The organism is Blastococcus haudaquaticus (genome assembly GCF_900230285.1).
GTDB classification, from domain to species: Bacteria; Actinomycetota; Actinomycetes; order Mycobacteriales; family Geodermatophilaceae; genus Blastococcus_B; species Blastococcus_B haudaquaticus.
On the sequence record NZ_OCNK01000002.1, the window covers coordinates 704,860 to 726,999 of the forward strand.

General features: G+C 73.1%; 19 protein-coding genes. 8 read left to right on the forward strand and 11 right to left on the reverse strand.

Annotated features, from left to right (window positions below; translation table 11 throughout):
- Window positions 1–933, reverse strand: a complete 933-nt coding sequence (locus CRP30_RS10050; RefSeq protein ID WP_097183765.1) for a heme o synthase — start codon at window positions 931–933, stop codon at window positions 1–3.
- Between the two features lie 275 nt (window positions 934–1,208).
- Here CRP30_RS10050 and tkt point away from each other — a divergent pair, with 275 nt between their 5' ends.
- The 8 genes from tkt to CRP30_RS10090 all read left to right on the forward strand — a co-directional run bounded on the left by tkt (window position 1,209) and on the right by CRP30_RS10090 (window position 10,934).
- Entirely contained in the window at window positions 1,209–3,431 is a 2,223-nt protein-coding gene (gene tkt / locus CRP30_RS10055) for a transketolase (protein WP_097183766.1), read from the forward strand.
- A 40-nt stretch (window positions 3,432–3,471) separates the two neighbouring features.
- Window positions 3,472–4,572 (forward strand): transaldolase, encoded by a 1,101-nt coding sequence (tal, locus tag CRP30_RS10060; RefSeq protein ID WP_097183767.1) that lies wholly within the window; start codon window positions 3,472–3,474, stop codon window positions 4,570–4,572.
- Window positions 4,569–6,167 carry a phosphoglucose isomerase-related protein gene (locus tag CRP30_RS10065; RefSeq protein ID WP_097183768.1) on the forward strand — a complete coding sequence of 533 codons (1,599 nt, stop codon included), beginning with the start codon at window positions 4,569–4,571 and terminating at the stop codon, window positions 6,165–6,167. Before tal ends, CRP30_RS10065 begins: the two co-directional genes overlap by 4 nt.
- 68 nt (window positions 6,168–6,235) lie before the next feature.
- The gene (gene zwf, locus CRP30_RS10070) at window positions 6,236–7,753 is read left to right on the forward strand and encodes a glucose-6-phosphate dehydrogenase (protein WP_097183769.1); all 1,518 of its coding nucleotides are present in this window, start codon (window positions 6,236–6,238) and stop codon (window positions 7,751–7,753) included.
- 46 nt (window positions 7,754–7,799) lie between these two features.
- Window positions 7,800–8,840, forward strand: a complete 1,041-nt coding sequence (locus CRP30_RS10075) for a glucose-6-phosphate dehydrogenase assembly protein OpcA (protein WP_097183770.1) — start codon at window positions 7,800–7,802, stop codon at window positions 8,838–8,840.
- Window positions 8,837–9,634, forward strand: coding sequence for a 6-phosphogluconolactonase (gene pgl, locus CRP30_RS10080; RefSeq protein ID WP_235003303.1), 798 nt, complete (start codon window positions 8,837–8,839; stop codon window positions 9,632–9,634). The genes CRP30_RS10075 and pgl overlap by 4 nt, the downstream gene beginning before the upstream one ends.
- A gap of 217 nt (window positions 9,635–9,851) precedes the next feature.
- Entirely contained in the window at window positions 9,852–10,616 is a 765-nt protein-coding gene (locus CRP30_RS10085; protein ID WP_235003335.1) for a PIG-L deacetylase family protein, read from the forward strand.
- A 108-nt stretch (window positions 10,617–10,724) separates the two neighbouring features.
- Window positions 10,725–10,934: a hypothetical protein gene (locus tag CRP30_RS10090; RefSeq protein ID WP_097183772.1), complete on the forward strand. Its 210-nt coding sequence runs from the start codon at window positions 10,725–10,727 to the stop codon at window positions 10,932–10,934.
- 39 nt (window positions 10,935–10,973) lie between these two features.
- Here the strand turns inward: CRP30_RS10090 and CRP30_RS10095 are convergent, their stop codons facing one another.
- The 10 genes from CRP30_RS10095 to uvrC form a co-directional block, all read right to left on the reverse strand.
- The gene (locus tag CRP30_RS10095) at window positions 10,974–11,354 is read right to left on the reverse strand and encodes an RNA polymerase-binding protein RbpA (RefSeq protein WP_439647022.1); all 381 of its coding nucleotides are present in this window, start codon (window positions 11,352–11,354) and stop codon (window positions 10,974–10,976) included.
- Window positions 11,355–11,490: 136 nt separating this feature from the next.
- Window positions 11,491–11,724: a preprotein translocase subunit SecG gene (gene secG, locus CRP30_RS10100; RefSeq protein WP_097183773.1), complete on the reverse strand. Its 234-nt coding sequence runs from the start codon at window positions 11,722–11,724 to the stop codon at window positions 11,491–11,493.
- Between the two features lie 56 nt (window positions 11,725–11,780).
- Entirely contained in the window at window positions 11,781–13,562 is a 1,782-nt protein-coding gene (locus CRP30_RS10105) for an ABC transporter substrate-binding protein (RefSeq protein ID WP_235003305.1), read from the reverse strand.
- 47 nt (window positions 13,563–13,609) lie between these two features.
- A complete protein-coding gene (gene tpiA / locus CRP30_RS10110) occupies window positions 13,610–14,470 on the reverse strand; it encodes a triose-phosphate isomerase (RefSeq protein WP_097184121.1) in 861 nt (286 codons plus the stop codon).
- Entirely contained in the window at window positions 14,470–15,675 is a 1,206-nt protein-coding gene (locus CRP30_RS10115) for a phosphoglycerate kinase (RefSeq protein ID WP_097183775.1), read from the reverse strand. The genes tpiA and CRP30_RS10115 overlap by 1 nt, the downstream gene beginning before the upstream one ends.
- On the reverse strand, window positions 15,675–16,679 hold the full coding sequence (gene gap, locus CRP30_RS10120) for a type I glyceraldehyde-3-phosphate dehydrogenase (protein WP_097183776.1): 1,005 nt from the start codon (window positions 16,677–16,679) through the stop codon (window positions 15,675–15,677). The genes CRP30_RS10115 and gap overlap by 1 nt, the downstream gene beginning before the upstream one ends.
- A gap of 341 nt (window positions 16,680–17,020) precedes the next feature.
- Window positions 17,021–18,001 carry a DNA-binding protein WhiA gene (gene whiA, locus CRP30_RS10125; protein ID WP_097183777.1) on the reverse strand — a complete coding sequence of 327 codons (981 nt, stop codon included), beginning with the start codon at window positions 17,999–18,001 and terminating at the stop codon, window positions 17,021–17,023.
- Between the two features lie 88 nt (window positions 18,002–18,089).
- On the reverse strand, window positions 18,090–19,058 hold the full coding sequence (locus CRP30_RS10130; RefSeq protein WP_097183778.1) for a gluconeogenesis factor YvcK family protein: 969 nt from the start codon (window positions 19,056–19,058) through the stop codon (window positions 18,090–18,092).
- Window positions 19,058–20,029 (reverse strand): RNase adapter RapZ, encoded by a 972-nt coding sequence (rapZ, locus tag CRP30_RS10135; RefSeq protein ID WP_235003306.1) that lies wholly within the window; start codon window positions 20,027–20,029, stop codon window positions 19,058–19,060. The genes CRP30_RS10130 and rapZ overlap by 1 nt, the downstream gene beginning before the upstream one ends.
- Window positions 20,026–22,065, reverse strand: coding sequence for an excinuclease ABC subunit UvrC (gene uvrC, locus CRP30_RS10140; RefSeq protein WP_097183779.1), 2,040 nt, complete (start codon window positions 22,063–22,065; stop codon window positions 20,026–20,028). The genes rapZ and uvrC overlap by 4 nt, the downstream gene beginning before the upstream one ends.
- Between the last annotated feature and the right edge of the window lie 75 nt (window positions 22,066–22,140).

The following is a 22,140-nucleotide window of genomic DNA, read 5'->3' on the forward strand; positions in this document are numbered from 1 at the left end:
TCAGACGATGGCGTCGACGACGATCGCGACCATCAGCAGCGCCAGGTACGAGATCGAGACGTGGAACAGCTGCATCGGCTTGGTCTCGCCGCCGCGCTTGATCCGCGCGAGCAACCGGTGCGACTCCACGACGAACCAGCCGCCGAGGAGCACCGCCGGGATCGTGTAGCCGAGGCCGATGCCGTAGCCGGCAGCCACCGGCCACAGCAGGAGCGAGACCGCGACGGTGAGCCACGCCCAGAACACCGACTGCCGGCCCACCGAGAGCGCGGAAGCGACCACGGGCAGCATCGGGACGTCGGCCCGCGCGTAGTCGTCCTTGAAGCGCATGGCCAGCGCCCAGAAGTGGGGCATCTGCCAGCAGAAGACGACGCCGAACACGACGACGGCGGGCCAGTCCAGCGATCCGGTGACCGCGGCCCAGCCGATCAGCACCGGCGCCGCCCCGGGGACCCCGCCGAACTCGGTGCTCCGCCGGGTGTGCCGCTTGAACACCATCGTGTAGAGGACGGCGTAGTAGAAGATCGCCGCCGCGGCCAGCGAGGCGGCCAGCAGCGTGGTCGTCAGCGCCAGGAGCACGACCGAGCTGACCGTCAGCACGAACCCGAAGATCAGCGCCGCCCGGGGCGTCACCGCGCCGGTCACCAGCGGCCGCTTCTGGGTGCGCTGCATCAGCCGGTCGATGTCGCGGTCGAAGTAGCAGTTGAAGACGTTGGCCGCGCCTGCGGCGAGCGTTCCGCCGACCAGGGTGGACAGCAGCAGCGACAGCGACGGCCAGCCGCGCGCGGCCAGCATCATCGCCGGCACCGTCGTCACCAGCAGCAGCTCGATGATGCGCGGCTTCGTCAGCGCGACGTAGGCGCCGATCCGGAGGCGGAGGGCGCTGGGCGGACGGCGTTCGGGATCGGCCCGGCGCGTCGAGAGCGCCGTCACCGGGTCACTGCCGGCCAGCTGAACAGCAAGAGGTGCCTCTTCGGAACGAGGACGGGGAACGCGCGCCACTCTAGCCGGAGGGCGCACCGGCACCGTCGCGGCAGGAGCGCGGATGACTAGGGTTGATCGCGTTGTTGCTGCGTGTGCAGCGGGTAGGGCCGACGTCGACGACGACGATGCGACCCCCGGGCCAGCGCGGGCCCGGGGCGGACGCCGACCGCACCACGACGCCGGCTGCACCACAGAGCGCCACTTCTCGAGGGAGTCCCCAGCACATGACGCAGAGCACCCGGTCCGAAGCCCCGGCCGAGGCCGCCACGGACAGCCCGACCGGCAGCCCGAACCAGCCGAACCCGACCCTCCCCGACGGCTTCGGCGAGCTCGACCGCCGTGCGATCGACACCGCCCGCATCCTCGCCATGGACGCCGTCCAGAAGGTCGGCAACGGCCACCCGGGGACGGCGATGAGCATGGCGCCGACCGCCTACCTGCTCTTCCAGAAGTGGCTCCGCCACGACCCGAGCGACCCGAACTGGGTCGGCCGCGACCGGTTCATCCTGTCGATGGGGCACTCGAGCCTCACCCTCTACGTCCAGCTCTACCTCTCGGGCTACGGCCTCGAGCTCGACGATCTCAAGGCGCTGCGGACCTGGGGCTCGCAGACCCCCGGCCACCCCGAGGTCAACCACACCCCCGGCGTGGAGACGACGACCGGCCCGCTGGGCCAGGGTGTCGGCAACGCCGTCGGCATGGCGATGGCCGCCCGCCGCGAGCGCGGCCTGTTCGACGCCGACGCCGCCGAGCGCGAGAGCCTGTTCGACCACACCATCTGGGCCTTCGCCTCCGACGGTGACCTGGAGGAGGGCGTCAGCGGCGAGGCGTCGTCCCTGGCCGGCACGCAGCAGCTCGGCAACCTCGTGCTCGTCTACGACGACAACAAGATCTCCATCGAGGACGACACGACCGTCGCCTTCACCGAGGACGTCGGCAAGCGCTACGAGGCCTACGGCTGGCACGTCCAGCACGTCGACGACGGCGAGGACCTCGCCGCCCTCGACGCCGCCTTCGCCGCCGCCAAGGCGGAGACGACCCGCCCGTCGATCATCGTGCTGAAGACGATCATCGGCTGGCCCGCGCCGAACAAGCAGAACACCGGCGCCGCGCACGGCTCGGCGCTCGGCGACGACGAGGCCAGGGCCACCAAGGAGATCCTCGGGTTCGACCCCGAGCAGTCCTTCGAGGTCGCGCCCGAGGTCATCGAGCACGCCCGCAAGGTCGTCGCCCGCGGCCAGGAGGCGCACGCCGCCTGGCAGAAGGGCTTCGACGCCTGGAAGCAGGGCAACCCCGACGGCGCCGCCCTGCTCGAGCGCATGCGCACGCGGACCCTCCCCGAGGGCTGGGCCGAGAAGCTGCCGAGCTGGGACGCCGACCCGAAGGGCGTAGCGACCCGCAAGGCCTCCGGCGAGGTGCTCGCCGCGCTCTACCCGGAGATCCCCGAGCTCTGGGGCGGGTCGGCCGACCTGGCCGAGAGCAACAACACCGCGGTCAAGGGCGAACCGTCGTTCCTGCCCGCCAGCCGCCAGACCAAGATGTGGAGCGGCGGCCCCTACGGCCGCACGCTGCACTTCGGGGTCCGCGAGCACGCCATGGGCGCGATCATGAACGGCATCGCGCTGCACGGCGGCACCCGCGTCTACGGCGGCACCTTCCTCACCTTTTCCGACTACATGCGCGGTGCCGTGCGCCTGGCCGCGCTCATGCAGCTGCCGGTCATCTACGTCTGGACGCACGACTCGATCGGCCTCGGCGAGGACGGCCCGACCCACCAGCCGATCGAGCACTTCGCCGCCCTTCGGGCGATTCCGGGCCTGGACGTCGTCCGTCCCGCGGACGCCAACGAGGTGGCCGTCGCCTGGCGGACGATCCTGGAGAACAACGACCGCCCGGCCGGTCTCCTCCTGTCCCGGCAGAACCTGCCGGTCGTCGACCGCGGGGAGTTCGGCTCCGCGGAGGGCACCGCCCGCGGCGCCTACGTCCTGGCCCCGGCATCGAACGAGGCGTCCGGCGGCACCCCCGAGGTGATCCTCATGGGCACCGGCTCGGAGGTGCAGATCGCCGTCGCCGCCCGCGAGCGGCTGGAGGCCGACGGCGTCCCGACCCGCGTGGTCTCGGTGCCCTGCGTCGAGTGGTTCGCCGAGCAGGACGACGCCTACAAGAACGAGCTGTTCCCGCCGGCCGTCCGCGCCCGGGTGAGCATCGAGGCCGGCGTGCCGCTGGGCTGGCGCGAGTTCGTGGGTGACGCGGGCCGGATCGTCGGCCTCACCCACTACGGCGCGAGCGCCGCCTACTCCGTCCTCTACGAGAAGTTCGGCCTCACCGACGAGGCCGTCGTGGCCGCCGCGCGCGAGAGCATCGAAGCCGCCGCGTCCGGCCCCGGCGTCCCGGCCGGCCCCGTGCGGGCCACCGGCGGCCTCCCCCACCCCACCGGCGACCGCTGAACGCGGGCGTCACACCACCACCGCCTGAAGGGCATGTGACATGGCACAGAACGAGAATCTGGCCGAACTCTCCGAGGCAGGCGTCGCCGTCTGGCTCGACGACCTCTCCCGTGACCGCATCCGCAGCGGCAACCTGCAGTCGCTGGTCGACGGTCACTCCGTCGTCGGCGTCACCACGAACCCGACCATCTTCGCCGCGGCGATCAGCGGGTCGGAGTCCTACGACGACCAGCTGCACGCCCTCGCCGTCCGCAAGGTGAGCGTCGAGGAGGCCCTGCGGACCATCACCGCCGCCGACGTCCGGGACGCCTGCGACCTGCTCGCGCCCGTGGCTGCGGCCTCCCCCGGCGACGGCCGGGTGTCGCTCGAGGTCGCACCCGGTCTGGCGCACGACACCGACGCGACGGCCGCGGAGGCCGGGCACCTGTGGTGGCTGGTCGACCGGAAGAACCTGTTCATCAAGATTCCGGCGACCGAGGCGGGCCTGCCCGCGATCACCGAGACGATCGCCAACGGCATCAGTGTCAACGTCACCTTGATCTTCAGCCTCGAGCGCTACCGCGCGGTCATGGACGCCTACCTCTCCGGCCTGGAGAAGCGGGTCGCGGAGGGCGGGTCGCTCGAGGGCATCGCCTCCGTGGCGTCCTTCTTCGTCTCGCGCGTGGACACCGAGATCGACAAGCGCCTCGACAAGGCCGGTGCCGACCCGTCGCTCAAGGGCAAGGCCGGCGTCGCGAACGCCCAGCTCGCATACCAGGCCTACGAGGAGGTCTTCTCCTCCGACCGCTGGCGGGCGCTCGAGGCGCAGGGCGCGGTGGCCCAGCGACCGCTGTGGGCCTCGACCGGGGTCAAGAACCCCGAGTACTCCGACACGATGTACATCAGCGAGCTCATCGCCCCCGGCACGGTCAACACGATGCCCGAGAAGACGATGATGGCCTACGCCGACCACGGCACCGCGGGCACGCCGATCCAGAAGTCCTACGACGACGCCGCAGCAGTGATGCGTGCCGTCAGCGACGCCGGGATCGACCTGGACGACGTCTTCCAGGTCCTCGAGGTCGAGGCCGTGCAGAAGTTCGTCGACTCCTGGGACGAGCTGACCGCGTCGGTGCGCAGCGAGCTCGAGGACAAGGCATGAGCCTCGGCATCACCGTCCGAGGACTGGACATCCCCGACTCCGTCCGCGCGCCCCTCACCGAGGACGACGTCGCCGCCCGGCTGGTCGGCAAGGACGCCACGCTGTGGGGCCCGGACGCCGAGAGCGAGTCCGCGATCCGGCTCGGCTGGCTGGACCTCCCCGCGTCATCGCGCGAGCTGGTCTCCCAGCTGGCCGACCTGCGCGCGGAGCTCACCGGCGAGGGTCTCGACCGGGTCGTGCTGTGCGGCATGGGTGGGTCCTCCCTCGCGCCCGAGGTCATCTGCCGCACGGCCGGTGTGCCCCTCGTCGTGCTCGACACCACCGACCCCGGCCAGGTGGCCGCGGCGATGGCCGACCTCGACCGCACCGTCGTCGTCGTCAGCTCGAAGTCCGGCGGAACGGTCGAGACCGACAGCCAGCGGCGCGCCTTCGTCCAGGCGTTCGCCGACGCCGGACTCGACGAGAAGGAGATCGGCCGGCGCTTCGTCGTCGTCACCGACCCCGGATCGCCGCTGTCGGAGACCGCGGCGGCCATGGGCGCCCGGGCGGTGTTCCTCGCCGACCCGAACGTCGGAGGCCGCTACAGCGCGCTGTCGGCCTTCGGCCTGGTGCCGTCCGCGCTCGCCGGCGCCGACGTCGGCACGCTGCTCGACGAGGCGGAGGAGCTGGCCGGCACGCTCGCCCAGCCGGACAACTCCGCCCTCGAGCTCGGCGTCGCCATGGGTGCGGCCTTCCGCGCCGGCCGCGACAAGCTCGCCCTCGCCGATGGAGGGAGCGGGATCGTCGGCTTCGGCGACTGGGCCGAGCAGCTCATCGCCGAGTCGACCGGCAAGCAGGGCCGCGGGATCCTGCCCGTCGTCCTCGAGTCGGTCGACGCCCCCGGCGCGTCCGGCTCCGACGTCCTGCTCGCGGTGGTCGGGCCCGACGCCCCCGCCACGGAGCCGGCGATCGGTGTCACCGGCCCGCTGGGTGCCCAGTTCCTCGGGTGGGAGTACGCCACCGCGGTCGCCGGGCGGGTGCTGGGGATCAACCCCTTCGACCAGCCCAACGTGACCGAGAGCAAGGAGAACACCCAGCGGATCCTGTCCGAGGGGCTCCCGGACGAGCGGCCGGCCGCGACGATCGGCGCGATCGAGGTCTACGGCAGCGGCGGCGTGCTCGACGGTGTGGACCTCTCCTCCCACGACGGCGTGGTCCTCGCGGTCGACGCGCTGCTGGCCTCGATCCCACCGCGCGGCTATCTGGCCGTCATGGCCTACCTCGACCGGGAGAAGGACGCGACCGCCGAGAACCTCCGCGCGGCACTCGCCCGCCGGGCGGAGAAGGCGGTCACCTTCGGCTGGGGCCCGCGCTTCCTGCACTCCACCGGGCAGTACCACAAGGGCGGCCCCCAGGTCGGCGCGTACCTGCAGCTCACCGGTGCGATCGCCCAGGACCTCCCGGTACCCGACCAGGCGTACAGCTTCGCCACCCTGCAGGCGGCCCAGGCCGGCGGTGACCGGAAGGCGCTTGCCGACCGCGACCGTCCGGTGCTGCACCTGCACCTGACCGACCGCGCCGCCGGGCTCGGCCAGCTCCTCTCAGCGCTGACCTGACCGATCCGGTCCCGTCGTCCGGCCCCCCAGGCCGGACGACGGGACACCCCCGACATCGAGGACGAAGCATGATCCCCAACCCGCTGCGCGATCCGCGGGACCGGCGGCTCCCCCGGGTACCCGAGCCCTGCGCGCTCGTCGTCTTCGGCATCACCGGCGACCTCGCGCGCAAGAAGCTGCTGCCCGCGGTCTACGACCTGGCCAACCGCGGCCTGCTGCCCACCAACTTCGCCCTGCTCGGCTTCGCCCGCCGCGACTGGGAGGACCAGGACTTCGCGGAGCTGTCCCGCGAGGCCGCCCGTCAGCACGCTCGCACCCCGTGGCGCGAGGAGGTCTGGGAGCGGCTGGCCGGCAACGTCCACTTCGTCCAGGGCTCGTTCGACGACGACGACGCGTTCGACCAGCTCGCGGCGACCCTGCAGGACCTCGAGGGCTCGCACGGCATCGGTGGCAACGCCGCCTTCTACCTCTCCATCCCGCCGGCCATGTTCCCCACGGTGCTCAAGCAGATGGAGCGCACGGGGATGGCCGACAGCACTCCGGACCGCTGGCGGCGGGTCGTCGTCGAGAAGCCGTTCGGCGAGGACCTGCCCTCGAGCCGCGAGCTCAACGAGCTGGTCGACTCGGTCTTCAGCGCGCAGGACGTCTTCCGCATCGACCACTACCTGGGCAAGGAGACGGTCCAGAACCTGCTGGCGCTGCGCTTCGCGAACAGCCTGTTCGAGCCGATCTGGAACGCGCAGAACGTCGACTCGGTGCAGATCACCATGGCCGAGGACGTCGGGATCGGGGGCCGGGCGCAGTTCTACGAGAAGACCGGCGCCGCCCGTGACGTCCTGCAGAACCACCTCCTCCAGCTGCTGGCCCTCACCGCGATGGAGGAGCCGGTCGAGTTCTCCGCCGAGGAGATCCGCACCGAGAAGCTCAAGGTGCTGCGCGCGGTCTCGCTGCCGGACGACCTGGAGACCTTCGCCATCCGGGGTCAGTACGAGCAGGGCTGGCTGGCCGGGCAGCGCGCCAACGGTTACCAGCAGGAGGAGGGCGTCGATCCCGAGTCGACGACCGAGACCTTCGCCGCCGTGCGCCTCGGCGTCGAGACCCGCCGGTGGGCCGGGGTCCCGTTCTACCTCCGCACCGGCAAGCGGCTCCCCCGCCGGGTCACCGAGATCGCGCTGGTTTTCAAGCGCGCACCCCACCTGCCGTTCGCCGACACCGACACCGAGGAGCTGGGCAACAACCAGCTCGTCGTGCGCGTGCAGCCGGACGAAGGGGTCACCCTGAAGTTCGGGTCGAAGGTTCCCGGCAGCGTGATGGAGGTCCGCGACGTCTCGATGGACTTCCTCTACGGCGAGCAGTTCACCGAGGCCAGTCCGGAGGCCTACGAGCGCCTGCTGCTCGACGTGCTGCTCGGCGACGCGACGCTGTTCCCGCGCAACGCCGAGGTGGAGGCCTCCTGGGCCGTGATCGACCCCCTCGAGGAGTTCTGGGCCGGGACCACCCCGCACCCGTACCGCGCCGGTGAGTGGGGCCCTCGCGCCGCCGACGAGATGCTGGCCGCCGAGAACCGCCGGTGGCGCCGTCCATGAGCCGCACCTCCGCTCCCCCGCCGACCGCCCGATCCGAGGAGACGCCATGACGACGCTCTGGGACACCACCGGCTCGGCCGTCGTGAAGGAACTGGCCGCGCAGCGGCGCACCGGCGGCGCCGTGCTCTCCGGGGTGGCGCTCACCCTGGTCGTGGTCGCCGACGAGAGCCGCGTGGCCGAGGCCGAGGAGGCGGCGACGCACGCCGCGGAGTCGCACCCCTGCCGCATCCTCGTGGTCGTCCGCCGGCAGCTGGAGGCACCGGCTCCCCGCCTGGACGCCGAAGTGCTCATCGGCGGGCGCCTCGGTCCGGGCGAGGCCGTCGTCATGCGGATGTACGGACGGCTGGGCCTGCACGCCGAGTCCGTCGTCCTGCCGCTGCTGGCCGCCGACGCCCCGGTGGTCGCGTGGTGGCACGCCGCTCCTCCGGAGAAGCTGGCCACCGACGCGCTCGCGGTCTTCGCCCACCGGCGGATCACCGACAGCTCGATCGCCGAGGACCCGTTGGCAGCCCTCAGGACCCGTGCGGCCGACTACGCCCCGGGTGACACCGACCTCGCGTGGACCCGCAGCACCGCCTGGCGGTCGACGCTGGCCTCCACGCTCGACTCGGTCTCCGGGCGGCGTGGCGAGCCGGTGGCCGTCCAGGGCGCCAGGGTCGAGGGGGACGCCGCCAACCCGACCGCCCAGCTGCTCGCCGGCTGGATCTCCTCCCGGTGCGGTTGCCCGGTGTCCGTCGAGGACGGCGGCCGCAAGCCGAACTCCAGCGGCGTCGACTCCGTCGCCCTGCAGCTGGACCAGGACGAGGAGGTGCGCATTCAGGCCGACCGCCGGGGTGGCGCGGTCATCTCCCAGCCCAACCGCCCGGATGCCACCGTGGCCCTGGTCGACCGGCCGCTCGGTGACCTGCTGAGCGAGGAGCTGCGCCGGCTGGACCGCGACGAGCCCTACAGCGAGGCCCTCGAGGCGGCCACGGGCGTGAGCGGGCTGGCCGGCCGCTCCCCCGAGCGCGAGCACGTCTGGTTCGACCCGGCGGACAACGGTTCCTCCTCCCGGAAGCGCGCGGCGGCGAAGACGGCCGACGCGTGACGGAGGACCTCTCTGCGCCCCTGCCGGGAGGCCAGGTGCCGGACGTCGTCGTCGAGGCCGACGCCGACGCGCTGGCGCGGGCCGTCGGGGAGGCGTTGGTCGCCCGGCTGGCCGCCGCCCAGGCGGTGCACGGGACGGCGTCGGTCGTGCTCACCGGCGGCGGGATCGGCACCGCCGTCCTCCAGCAGGTCGCCCGCCTGGCCGCGGAGCCGGTCCGCGAGACCGTGGACTGGACGGCGGTCGACGTCTGGTGGGGCGACGAGCGCTTCGTCCCCGCCGACGACGACGAACGGAACGAGCGGGGCGCCCGCCGCGCACTCCTCGACGTGGTCGGCGTGCCCGCCGGGCGGGTGCATGCCATGCCGCCGTCCGACGGGGAGTTCGCCGATCCGGAGGACGCCGCTGCCTGGTACGCCGCGGAGCTCGCCGCCGCTGCCCCTGAGGGGCATGTCCTCCCGCGGATCGACGTGCTCCTGCTGGGGATGGGCCCCGAGGGCCACGTCGCGTCGATCTTCCCGGACTCCCCGGCCGTCCGCGACGAGCGGCCGGTCGTGGCGGTCCGCGACTGCCCCAAGCCACCGCCGACGCGGGTCAGCCTCGGCTTCGCCGCGATCAACGCCGCCGAGGAGGTGTGGCTGCTCGTCTCCGGGGAGGGCAAGGCCCCCGCGGTGGCCGAGGCCCTGGCCGGCGCCGAGCCGGCGCAGCTGCCCGCTGCCGGTGTCCGCGGTGTGCGGGCCACGAGGTGGTTGCTGGATCGCGCCGCCGCGCGCGAACTGCCCGCACCACCCGGCTAGCCGCCCCCCGACGAGGAACTCCCAGGTCAACGGGCTCGGCGCCCCGGGTCCGTGCCCATGAGGGCGGCCCACTCCTCCTCCTCCTGGACGGGGTCACGTCCGCACGCGGTACTGCACCCGCTGACGAGGTGGTTGCTCCACCACGCGCCCGCGGGCAAGCTTCCGGCACCGACCGGCCGCCCGGCGGCCGGTCTCCCGACGACGGGGGTTGACCGGAGTGCGCGACCCGCTGCTCGACATCCGGCCCGGTGACCGCTGGCTGATCGCTGTGGCACATCCGGACGACGAGACGTTCGGCTGCGGCTCGGTGATCGCCCTGGCCTCGGTGTGCGGCGCGGAGGTCACCGTCGTCTGCGCGACCCGGGGCGAGGCGGGGGAACCCGTTCCCGGATCCGCCGACGGCGCGGACCTCGGGGCCGTCCGGGAGGACGAGCTGCGCCGCGCTGCCGAGCGGCTGGGCGTCCGGCGCGTGGAGCTGCTGGGCTACCGGGACTCCGGCTTCGACGGCGACCTCCCCGCCGGATCGCTCTGCGCCGCGCCGTTGGACGAGGTCGCCGGCGCCCTCGGCGGGCTGATCGCGGAGATTCGGCCGCAGGTGGTGCTCACGCTGGACGGCAGCGATGGGCACCGCGACCACCTGCGCGTCGGCGCTGCGGCCCGCCGGGCCCTGGGTGACAGCGCCGGTCCCCTGCTGGCCGAGCACTGCTTGCCGGTCAGCCTGCTGCGCCGCTGGCTGGACGAGATGCGGGCGGTGCGGCCGGACACCGTCTACCACTCCCTCGACCCGGCGGCACTGGGCCGGGACGACGCCGACATCACCGACGTGCTCGACACGGCGCGGGTGCTCGACCGCCGGGAGGCCGCCATCGCCGAGCACCGCTCCCAGGTCTCCCCGTTCGACGGCCTCAGCCCCGACCTGCGGCGGGTGTTCCTCACCACAGACCACCTCGCCCGCGTCGCGCTCACCGGTCGCACGCGGTAGCGACCGGCCGCCGGACGCCCCGTGCCTGGCGTATCCGCGGAGCCGGGCAGCCACTCCCCCGGCGGAGACGGCACGCTGCCGTCCAGCCGAAGCAGTGAGGAGCGCCCCATGGCCCGCGACGACATGGCCCGCGACGACACGACCCTCGACCGCGACCTGACCGATGGGGTCCCCGAGCCGCGGACCGACCGGGAGATCCTCTCGCCGGACGCGTGGCCGGCCAGGCACGGGAGCCGTCCGAGGTCGGAGTACTGGGACGTCACGACGGCCCGCTGGGTCCGGCGCCCACCACTGCCCGCGCCCCGTCGCGGCGCGTGAAGTGGTCGCCCGTCCCCCGCGAGGGGGACGGGCGGACCCTCAGGCCCCGCGGCGCTGGTGCAGCCGGGTCAGGGCTTCCTGCAGAAGAGCGTCGCCGTCGGCGTCACTGCGCCGCTCACGGACGTACGCCAGGTGGGTCTTGTAGGGCTCGGTGCGGGGGGCCGCCGGGGGGTTCCGCTCGTCCTGGCCGGCCGGGAGACCGCAGCGCGGACAGTCCCAGTGCTCGGGCACGTCGGCGTCGGAGGCGAAGGCCACCCGGGTCTCGTGCCGGTTCGCGCACCAGAACGGGATCCGGTTCCGAGGCGCCGCCTCGCCGCGCTCGGCCTCTCCCATCGGACCTGCACCGACCCGGCTTCCCCGGATCGCGTTTCCACCAGCCACGAGTGCCCCCTGCGTCTTCGGGATCGTGCGGCAGATCACGGCCGCCCCGGCAGTCTAGGGGCTGAACAGGCGATTTCCGGTCACGTTTTCGCGCCGGAAGCGTGACGTGCTGGAACGGCCCTCCTGCAGGGGCCCGCCGCGAGCGTGCGAGTGGTGGGGGCAGGAGGGTCCTTGTTCAGCCGACCTTGAGCAGGATCCCCAGTCCGACGATGCACACGGTCCAGATCAGCGCGCAGAACACCGTCAGCCGGTTGAGGTTCTTCTCGACGACGGAGGAGCCGCTCAGGGAGGAGGACACGGCGCCGCCGAACATGGAGGACAGACCGCCGCCCTTGCCGCGGTGCAGCAGGATCAGCACGATGAGGATCACGCTGGTCAGGACGAGCAGCGCGTTGAGGACGAGCTCCATGACGACTTCTCCAGGCTAGGCGGCCGGCTGACGACACCGGGCTCTGGTCCACGAGCCTAACGGACGCCCGCGGTGGCCAGGTCGTAGCCGCTGTAGGGCTGCATCACCACGGCGTTGCGCAGCCGCTGGCCGGCCAGCAGCTGGATGCGCGTCTCGGCCAGCGGCACGTACGCCGCGGCTGCGTCCACGGCGGAGACGACCTCCCGCCAGGCGGCCGTCTCCCCGGCGGCCCGGGCGGCGTCCACCAGGCCGCTGACGGCCGGGTCGTCGAACCGTGCGTAGTTGGTGTTCCCCACCGACCGGATGCTGCGGCCGTCGACGAGCGGCGCCAGGAAGGACCCCGGGGTCGGGAAGTCCGCCGTCGAGGTGGCGAGGATGATGCCGTAGCCGTTCGCCGCCACGCTGTCGGGGTTGCCGACGTCGGTCGCGTAGAAGCTGGTCGCGTCGAGCGGCCGCACGTCCGCCTGGATGCCCACCTCCGCGAGCTGCGCGGCGATCTCCTCGGCCACCCGCACCCCGGCCGGCGTGTCGGCGACCGCGAGGACGGTGCTGAAGCCGTCGGGCATCCCGCAGGCCTCCAGCGAGGCGCGCGCGGCCGACAGATCGGGACCCGGATCGGGATCCTCGGGGCCACCGTCGAGGCTGCGTGGCCACAGCACCGAGCGACGCACCGCGTTCACGCCCCCACCGAGCTGCTCCTGCACCGCGGCACGGTCGACGGAGGCCGCCACGGCCGCCCGGCAGTGCGGATCGGTCATCGGCGCGACGTCGGTCGGCAGGGCCAGCAGCCGGAGCGAACCGGTCGTGGTGTCGTCGATGCGGTCGCGGAGCGGGCGATCGTCGTCGGCGTCCAGGCGGGCGGTGGTCGCCGAGTGGACACCGGCCCCGGTGATGTCGACGTCGGCGGACCCGGCGAGCAGCGCCTGGTCCCGCTCCACCGCGTTGAGGCCGGTCCGCACCACGACGCGGTCGGGCAGCGCCGTGCGGACGTCGTCCGTGGCGGGGTCCCACTGGGGGTTCCGTTCGAGCAGGATCCCGGCTGCCTGGTCGACCGAGGTGACGGCGTACGGGCCGGAGGACACCGGGTCGGCGCCGTACCCGGCGCCGCTGTCGTTCCCGATGGGCACCGGACTGCTCGACGGCAGGGCCAGCACGAACGGGAGGTCCCGCTGCGGAGCCCGGAGCCGGAAGACGATGGTCCGGTCGTCGGGGGTCTCGATCGTCGGCAGGCCGAGCTTGTCGGCCGCCTCGTCCTGGTAGGGACCGGCGTACTCGTTCCCCGGGACGTCGAAGAGGTCGACGACGTAGGTCGGGCCGCCGACGATGACGTCGGAGGCGAAGGACCGCTCGATGCCGTACTTCACGTCGCGGCTGGTGATGGGTCGGCCCGTCTCGAAGCGCACGCCCTCGCGGAGCGTGAACGTCCAGCTCAGCCCGTCCTCCGACGGCGTCCCGAGGTCGGTCGCGAGGTCGGGGACGAGTTCGTCGGTGCGCCCGGGCTCCGACGAGTAGGTGACCAGGGTGCGGGTGTAGAGCCGCATCAGGTTCCAGACGCCGGGCAGGTAGGACCGCTGCGGGTCGAGGCTGTCGATCTCGGCGGACACGACGCGCAGCGTCTCGCCGGTCGTGGTGGAGGGCGCCCGGACACCGGAGACGCCGGCGTCCGGCGCGCCCTCGACCACGGGGACGTCGGCCCGTCCGCCGGCGCCGCCACCGCAGCTGACCGCGATGACGACGACCAGCACCACCACGGCGACCGCCGCCAGGATCCGGCGGCGGGGCAGTGCCCTGGCCCATGCGGGCAGGCGGTCGCCCCGCCGTTCCTGGATCTTCTCCACTGGCTGCTGCCGCCCCCACCCCATGCGGCCGGCGGCGGCAGCGGGGCTCAGCTGCCGTCGGCGGCTATCCGACAGATCTGTGCGAACTCGTCGGCGTCCAGGCTGGCGCCGCCGACAAGGGCACCGTCGATGTCCGGCCCGGCCAGGATCCCGGCCGTGCTCGCGGCCTTCACCGACCCGCCGTAGAGGATACGGACGGAGGCGGCCGTCTCCGGGCCGAAGCGCTCGGCGAGCCGCGACCGGAGTGCCCCGCAGACCTCCTGTGCGTCCTCCGGCGTCGCGACCTCGCCGGTGCCGATCGCCCAGACCGGCTCGTAGGCGATGACGATTCCGCCGCCGAACCCGGCACCCCCGCCATGGCCGACCCCGCCCACCTGCTCGGCCGTGAGCCCCTCCAGCGAGGCGTCGAGCTGGTCGGTGCAGAACGCGACGTGCGCCTCAGCCTTGCGGACGTCGAGCCCCTCCCCCACGCACACGATCGGGACGACCCCGTGCCGGAGCGCCGCCTGCGCCTTGGCCGCCACGACCGCGTCGTCCTCGGCGTGCAGCGCGCGCCGCTCGGAGTGGCCGACGGTGACGTACTGGCAGGCCAGTGCGGCGAGCATCGCTCCGCTGACCTCGCCGGTGTAGGCGCCCGAGTCGTGGGCCGAGAGGTCCTGCGCGCCGAACCCGACGGACAGCTTGTCGCCGGTCACCAGGGTCTGCACGCTGCGCAGCGCCGTGAACGGCGGCAGGACGACGACCTCGGCGGTGTCGAGGACCGGTCCGGGCACCGTGAACGCCAGCTTCTGCACCAGGCCGATCGCGTCCAGGTGGGTCATGTGCATCTTCCAGTTGCCGGCGATCAGCGTCCGCCGGTCACCGCCCTGAAAGGCGCCCCGCCTGGGGGTGGACTCCTTGCGCGCCATCACAGCCCCGATCCGTCGGCCAGCACCTGGAGGCCGGGGAGCTCCCGACCCTCGAGGTACTCCAGCGACGCGCCGCCGCCGGTGCTGATGTGCCCGTAGGCGTCCTCGTCGAGACCGAGCACGCGGACCGCGGCGGCGGAGTCGCCGCCGCCGACCACCGAGAGCCCGGCGACGGCGCTGACTGCCCGCGCCACGCCGCGGGTGCCGTCCTGGAACGGCGCCAGCTCGAAGACGCCCATCGGGCCGTTCCAGAAGACGGTGCCGGCGTTGCCGAGCGTGGTGCCGAACAGCTCGACGGTGCGCGGACCGACGTCCAGGCCCATCTGGTCGTCCGGGATGGCGTCGACCGGGACGACGGTGGTCTCGACGTCGGCGCTGAACTCGGGCGAGCAGACCACGTCGACCGGGAGCACGATGCGGTCGCCGGCCTCGGCCAGGAGCCGACGGCAGGTGTCGACCTGATCGGCCTCCAGCAGCGACTTCCCGACACCGTGGCCCTGCGCGGCGAGGAAGGTGAAGCACATGCCCCCGCCGACCAGCAGGCGATCGACCTTCGGCAGCAGGGCCTCGATGACCGCCAGCTTGTCGCTGACCTTCGATCCGCCGAGCACGACCACGTAGGGCCGCTCGGGGTCGGTGGTCAGCCGGGTGAGCACCTCGAGCTCCCGGGCGACGAGCCGACCGGCGGCGTGCGGCAGCCGCTCCGCGACGTCGAACACCGAGGCGTGCTTGCGGTGCACCGCACCGAAGGCGTCGTCGACGTAGAGGTCGGCCAGGGCAGCCAGCCGGTCGGCCAGCTCCCGGCGCTCGGCGTCGTCCTTCGACGTCTCGGCCGCCTCGAACCGGACGTTCTCCAGCAGCAGGACGTCGCCGTCGGCGAGCGCCGCCACCTTCGCCTTCGCGTCCTCGCCGGCGACGTCGGTGGCCAGGGGAACCGTCGAGCCCAGGAGCTCGCCCAGCCGCGCCGCGACCGGTGCGAGGGAGAACTGCGGGTCCGGCGCACCCTTGGGCCGGCCGAGGTGGGCGGCGACGACCACCCGCGCGCCGCCGTCCCGCAGGGCCTGCAGGGTGGGCAAGCTGGCGCGGATCCGGCCGTCGTCGGTGATCTCTCGGGTCTGCTTGTCGAGCGGGACGTTCAGGTCGGCGCGCAGGAGCACGCGCCGACCGGAGACGCCCTCGGCGAGGAGGTCGTCCAGAGAGCGCATCAGAGCTTCGAACCGACCAGCGTGGTGAGGTCGACGAGCCGGTTGGAGTAGCCCCACTCGTTGTCGTACCAGCCGAGGACCTTGGCCATGTTGCCGAAGACCTTGGTCAGCCCCGCGTCGTAGATGCAGGACGACGGGTCGGTGACGATGTCGGAGGACACGATCGGCGCGTCGGTGTAGGTCAGGTACTTGCCGAGCGGGCCGGCGGCGGCCTCGCGGTAGGCGGCGTCGATCTCGTCGGCCGACGCCTCCCGGCTCAGCTGCACCGTCAGGTCGGTCGCCGAGCCGGTGGGCACCGGGACGCGGATGGCGTAACCGTCCAGCTTGCCCTTGAGCTCCGGCAGGACCAGCCCGATCGCCTTCGCGGCGCCGGTCGAGGTCGGCACCATGTTGAGGGCGGCGGCGCGGGCGCGGCGCAGGTCCTTGTGCGGGCCGTCCTGCAGGTTCTGGTCGGCGGTGTAGGCGTGGATCGTCGTCATCAGGCCGCGCTCGATGCCGAACGCGTCGTTGAGGACCTTCGCCAGGGGCGCGAGGCAGTTGGTCGTGCAGGAGGCGTTGCTGATGATCGTCTGGGAGCCGTCGTAGAGCTCGTCGTTGACGCCCATGACGATCGTGATGTCGTCGTCGCTCGCGGGCGCGGAGATGATGACCTTCTTGGCGCCACCGGCGTCGACGTGCTTGCGGGCGTCCGCGGCCTTGGTGAAGAACCCGGTGGACTCGACGACGACGTCGACGCCGAGGTCGGCCCAGGGCAGGTTCGCGGGGTCGCGCTCGGAGAGGACCTTCATGGTCGTCCCGCCGATCTTGATGCCCTCGCCGTCGGCGGCGACGTCCTCCTTGAGGACGCCCAGGATGCTGTCGTACTTCAGCAGGTGCGCCAGGGCCTCGTTGCTGGTCAGGTCGTTGACCGCCACGATCTCGATGTCCTGACCACTGGCCGCCACGGCCCGCCAGAAGTTGCGGCCGATCCGGCCGAATCCGTTGATGCCCACCCGGACCGTCACTGCAGCCTCCACGTCGTCAGGGCCGCGCGTCGGGAGTGCGGCCTCGCTCACGGAAACCCTATCGGTCCGCGCCAGGAGGGTCCTCTGCCGCCCGGACGCCCCAGGGTGATCACGTCTCCTGATCACCATGGGTCCTTCCCCGCGGTCGACCACGAGGGAGGACCCCGAACCGCGAGGGAGGACGTCGCCCCCGGGCGCCGGGACCGGAGCATGCCGAGGCCCCGCACGGCGACAGGCCCGCCACCCCGGAGGGCGACGAGCCTGTCACTGGTGATGCGCTGGAGCGACCCTTCTGCAGGCTCCCGCCGCGGGCGTGCCAGCGGTGGGGGCGAGGGGTCCTGCTACTGGGCCAGCATGTCGTCGGTGACGACGGATTCCGTGTCCGGGATGCCGAGGTCCTTGGCCCGCTTGTCCGCCATCGCCAGAAGACGCCGTATGCGTCCGGCAACAGCGTCCTTGGTCATGGGCGGGTCGGCGCGCTGGCCGAGCTCCTCCAGGGACGCCTGACCGAACTCCAGCCGCAGCCGGCCCGCCACGAGCAGGTGCTCGGGTGCGTCGTCGGCCAGGATCTCGAGCGCACGCTCCACGCGGGCGCTGGCGGCCACCGCGGCGCGGGCCGAGCGGCGCAGGTTCGCGTCGTCGAAGTTCGCCAGCCGGTTCGCGGTCGCCCGGACCTCGCGGCGCATCCGCCGCTCCTCCCAGGCCAGGACCGCGTCGTGGGCGCCCATGCGGGTGAGCAGGGCGCTGATGGCGTCGCCGTCCCGGATGACCACCCGGTCCGCGCCACGGACCTCGCGCGCCTTCGCCGGGATGCCCAGGCGCCGCGCGGCACCCACCAGCGCCATGGCCGCCTCGGGCCCGGGGCAGGTCACCTCCAGCGAGGAGGACCGCCCCGGCTCGGTGAGCGACCCGTGCGCCAGGAAGGCGCCGCGCCAGGCGGCCTCGGCGTCGTTGATGCCACCGGAGACCACCGCCGGCGGCAGCCCGCGGACCGGCCGCCCGCGCTGGTCGACCAGCCCGGTCTGCCGGGCCAGGCCCTCGCCGTGCTTCGCGATCCGGACCAGGTAGCGCACGCCGCGACGGATGTTGCCGCCGGCGAGCACGCTCACCCCGCTCGTGTAGCCGTACACCTCGCTGATGTCGCGGCGCAGGCGCCTGGCCACCGAGCCCGTGTCCAGCTCCGCTTCGATGACCACTCGTCCGCCCACGATGTGCAGACCGCCCGAGAAGCGCAGCAGCGCCGTGACCTCTGCCTTGCGCTCCGAGGTCTTCGTGCACTCGACCCGTGAGAGCTCGTCCTTGACCATTGCGGTCATCGCCATGTGCGGCGTCCCCTTCCCCCTTGTACCGACCGCTCAGGATCGAAAGCTGTCGTCAGTTCCGACACCTGATCGGACACCCGTACCCCTCTCAGCGCGCGCCGACCACGGAGGCCAGCGCGGCGGACAGTCGCACGGGATCGTGCCGTGGTGCGCCGTCGAGCTCGGCGACCGGAGCCAGGACCAGCTCGGCGCCGCACTCGCGCACCGCAGACAGGAGACCACGACGGTCAACCACCGAATCAGCATCGGCGATCACCGTGTGCAACGCCACCCCGCCCAGATGCGCCTGCAGCACGCTCAGGTGCTCCTCCGGGGAGAAGCCGTCGGTCTCGCCGGGCTGCGGTACCAGGTTGAGCACCACCACCACGCGGGCCTGCGCGGACGCCAGCGCCGCCCGCAGCCGTGGGACCAGCAGGTGCGGCAGGACGGAGGTGTACCAGGACCCGGGACCCAGCGAGATGACGTCGGCCGCGGCGATCGCCTCGAGGACGGCGGGATGCACCGGCGGGTCCGCCGGGGAGACGAGGATCTCCCGGACGTGGCCCGGGGTGGCCGCGATGGCCACCTGACCGCGGATGGTGCGGCTGCGCTCCGGGTCGTCCGGATCGGTGGTGTCCACCTGCGCGACGAGGTCGAGCGGGACGTCGGCCATCGGCAGCACCCGCCCGCAGCAACCGAGCAGCGCGGCGAGGTCGTCGAGCGCGCGGGTGGTGTCCCCACCGTGCATCTCGGTCAGGCCGGTCAGCATGAGGTTGCCGACCGGGTGGCCGGCGAGGACGCCGGAGCCACCGAGCCGGTGCTGCAGGAGGGCCGCGAGCTCCTGCCCACGGGGATCGGCGCCGGCCAGGGCGGCCAGGGCCATCCGGAGGTCGCCGGGAGGCAGGACGGGCATCTCACGGCGGATGCGGCCCGACGAGCCGCCGTCGTCGGCGACGGTGACGACCGCCGTCAGCTCGGGCGTGATCCGTCGCCACGCGCTCAGCGCCGCCGCGAGCCCGTGCCCGCCGCCGAAGGCCACGACGCGGGGGGGCTCCAGCCGCGGGTGCTCGGCGCCCACTACTCGCGGCCCAGGTCGCGGTGCCGGGCTGCTGCCGTCAGCCCCTCCGCGGTGAGTCGGCGCGCGAACTCCTCGGCGATCGCCACGCTGCGGTGCTTCCCGCCGGTGCAGCCGACCGCGAGCGTCAGGTACCGCTTGCCCTCCCGGCGGTATCCGGGGATGAGCAGGCGCAGCACGTCGGTGTAGCGGTCCAGGAACTCGGCCGCGTCGTCCTGCCCGAGGACGTAGGCGCTCACGTCGGGGTCCTGTCCGGTCTTGGGCCGCAGCTCGGGGATCCAGTGGGGGTTGGGCAGGAACCGGGCGTCGATCACCAGGTCGGCGTCCAGGGGCAGCCCGTACTTGAAGCCGAAGCTCATGACGGTCGCGGTGAGCGGCTGCGTCCGGCCCTCGCGCGCGAAGGCGTTCTCCAGCGTCGCGCGCAGCTGGTGGACGTTCAGGTCGCTGGTGTCCACCCACAGGTCGGCGTCCCCCGCGATCCCGGTGAGCAGCGCCCGCTCGGCCGAGATCCCGTCGATCAGCGTGCCGTTGCCCTGCAGCGGGTGCTCGCGGCGCACGGACTCGTAGCGCCGCACCAGCACCTCGTCCCGCGCATGGACGTAGATGACCCGGGGACGGTTGCCGGCCTCGGCGAGTACGCGGATCGCTTCCTGCAGGTCGCTGGAGAAGGCGCGGCTCCGCACGTCCACGACCGCGGCGAAACGGCGGATGTCCCCCCGCGCGCCCAGCTCCACCATCGGCTGGAGGAGCGCCGGGGGCAGGTTGTCGACGACGAACCAGCCCAGGTCCTCCAGGACCCGGCCGGCGCTGAGCTTCCCGGCCCCCGACAGCCCGGTGACGACGACGATCTCGAGCGGCTGGACCTCCGTCGTCGTCGGGTCGAGCGCCGGTTCGACGTCGGACTGGGGCCCTGCGGACCCGCCCTTGGCGCCGGACGGCGGTACGCCCCCGTCCAGTCCGGTGTCGGTGGTCACGAGGCCACCCGGCCGACCTCGGCGGTCTCACCGGCGCCGTCCCGAGGGGTGCCGCGCTCGGCCGGGCCCTGCGGAGCGGTGGTCGACTCGACCGCCTCCGGCGACCCGTCCCCCGCGTCCTCGACAGCCGGGACCGCGATCGCCGCCAGGACGGCCTCCGCGGTCCGCCGGCCGATCCCCGGCACGGTGGTCAGCTCCTCGATCGAGGCGGCCCGCAGCCGCTTGAGCGATCCGAACTGCTTCATCAGCGCCTTCCGCCGCGACTCCCCGAGGCCGGGGACGTCGTCCAACATCGAGACCAGCATGCCGGTGGACCGCTTCTGCCGGTGATAGGTGATCGCGAAGCGGTGGGCCTCGTCCCGCACCCGCTGGAGGAGGTAGAGCGCCTCGGACGTGCGGGGCAGGATGACCGGGTCGCTGTCACCGGGCAGCCACACCTCCTCCATGCGCTTGGCCAGCCCGCACACCGCGACGTCGACGATGCCCAGTTCCGTCAGTGACCGGCCGGCGGCGGCCACCTGGGGTGCACCGCCATCCACCACCAGCAGATTCGGCGGGTAGGCGAACCGGCGGGGACGGCCCTCCTCGGCGGCGACGCCCTGCTCGTCCCGGCGGTCCGCCTCCTCCTTGAGGTGGCGGGCGAACCGGCGTCGGACGACCTCGGCCATGGCGGCGGTGTCGTCGGTGCCCTGGGCCACCGAGAACCGGCGGTAGTCGGACTTCTTGGCCAGGCCGTCCTCGAACACGACCATGCTGGCCACCACGTTGGTGCCCTGGACGTGCGAGATGTCGATGCACTCGATCCGCAGCGGCGCGTCGGGCAGCTCGAGGGCCTCCTGCAGCTCCGACAGCGCCAGGGAGCGGGCGGTCAGGTCGCTGGCCCGCTTGACGCGGTGCCGGGCGAACGCCTCCTTGGCGTTCCGCTCGACGGTCTCGAGCAGGCTCCGCTTGTCGCCGCGCTGCGGCACCCGCAGGGAGACCCGGCCGCCACGGAGCTCCTCGAGCAGCTCGGTGTAGACGTCGGCGTCGTCCGGCAGCTCGGGCACGAGCACCTCGCGGGGCACGGCCTCCCCCGCCTCCCCGACGCCTGTCTGCTCGTCGACGCCGCCGTAGACCTGCAGGAGGAACTGCTCGACCAGCTCGCCCGTGGTGACGGCCTCGACCTTGTCGACGATCCAGCCCCGCTGACCGCGGACCCGGCCACCGCGGACGTGGAAGACCTGGACCGCGGCCTCCAGCTCGTCCTGGGCGAAGGCCACCACGTCGGCGTCCGTGCCGTCACCGAGGACGACGGCCTGCTTCTCCAGCGCCCGCTTCAGGGCGCCGAGGTCGTCCCGCAGCCGGGCCGCCTTCTCGTACTCCATCGCCTCGGCCGCGGCCGCCATCTCGCGCTCGAGCCGCTTGATCATCGACTCGGTCTTCCCGGCCATGAAGTCGCAGAAGTCGTCGACGATCTCGCGGTGCTCCTCGGCGCTGACCCGGCCCACGCAGGGGGCCGCGCACTTGCCGATGTAGCCCAGCAGGCAGGGCCGGCCGATCTGCCCGGCCCGCTTGAAGACCCCGTTGGAGCAGGTGCGGGCGGGAAAGACGCGGGTCAGGGTGTCAAGCGTCTCGCGGATCGCCCACGCGTGGGCGTACGGCCCGAAGTAGCGCACGCCCTTGCGCTTGGGGCCCCGCATGACCTGGAGGCGCGGGTACTCCTCGTTCAGCGTCACGGCGAGCGACGGGTAGCTCTTGTCGTCGCGGTAGCGGACGTTGAACCGCGGGTCGAACTCCTTGATCCAGTTGTACTCGAGCTGGAGCGCCTCGACCTCGGTGCCGACGACCGTCCAGTCGACGCTCGCCGCCGTCGTCACCATCTGCCGCGTGCGCGGGTGCAGCCCGGCGACGTCGGCGAAGTAGCTGTTCAGGCGCTGCCGGAGGCTCTTGGCCTTCCCGACGTAGATGACCCGGCCACCGGGGTCGCGGAACCGGTACACGCCCGGGGACTCCGGGATGCTGCCGACCGCCGGGCGGTACGTGGACGGATCGGGCATGCCCCCACATTAGGTCGCGGGTGCGACAGGCCGACGACCCCGGGACCCGCACGTCGTGAGGCCGGGCGGTCCCGC

Excerpts from the sequence above, each read along its gene's own strand:
- tkt (WP_097183766.1), top strand. The coding sequence starts at position 1,209 with ATGACGCAGAGCACCCGGTCCGAAGCCCCGGCCGAGGCCGCCACGGAC.
- tal (WP_097183767.1), top strand. The coding sequence starts at position 3,472 with ATGGCACAGAACGAGAATCTGGCCGAACTCTCCGAGGCAGGCGTCGCC.
- CRP30_RS10065 (WP_097183768.1), top strand. The coding sequence starts at position 4,569 with ATGAGCCTCGGCATCACCGTCCGAGGACTGGACATCCCCGACTCCGTC.
- zwf (WP_097183769.1), top strand. The coding sequence starts at position 6,236 with ATGATCCCCAACCCGCTGCGCGATCCGCGGGACCGGCGGCTCCCCCGG.
- CRP30_RS10075 (WP_097183770.1), top strand. The coding sequence starts at position 7,800 with ATGACGACGCTCTGGGACACCACCGGCTCGGCCGTCGTGAAGGAACTG.
- CRP30_RS10090 (WP_097183772.1), top strand. The coding sequence starts at position 10,725 with ATGGCCCGCGACGACATGGCCCGCGACGACACGACCCTCGACCGCGAC.
- secG (WP_097183773.1), bottom strand. The coding sequence starts at position 11,724 with ATGGAGCTCGTCCTCAACGCGCTGCTCGTCCTGACCAGCGTGATCCTC.
- tpiA (WP_097184121.1), bottom strand. The coding sequence starts at position 14,470 with ATGGCGCGCAAGGAGTCCACCCCCAGGCGGGGCGCCTTTCAGGGCGGT.
- CRP30_RS10115 (WP_097183775.1), bottom strand. The coding sequence starts at position 15,675 with ATGCGCTCTCTGGACGACCTCCTCGCCGAGGGCGTCTCCGGTCGGCGC.
- whiA (WP_097183777.1), bottom strand. The coding sequence starts at position 18,001 with ATGGCGATGACCGCAATGGTCAAGGACGAGCTCTCACGGGTCGAGTGC.
- uvrC (WP_097183779.1), bottom strand. The coding sequence starts at position 22,065 with ATGCCCGATCCGTCCACGTACCGCCCGGCGGTCGGCAGCATCCCGGAG.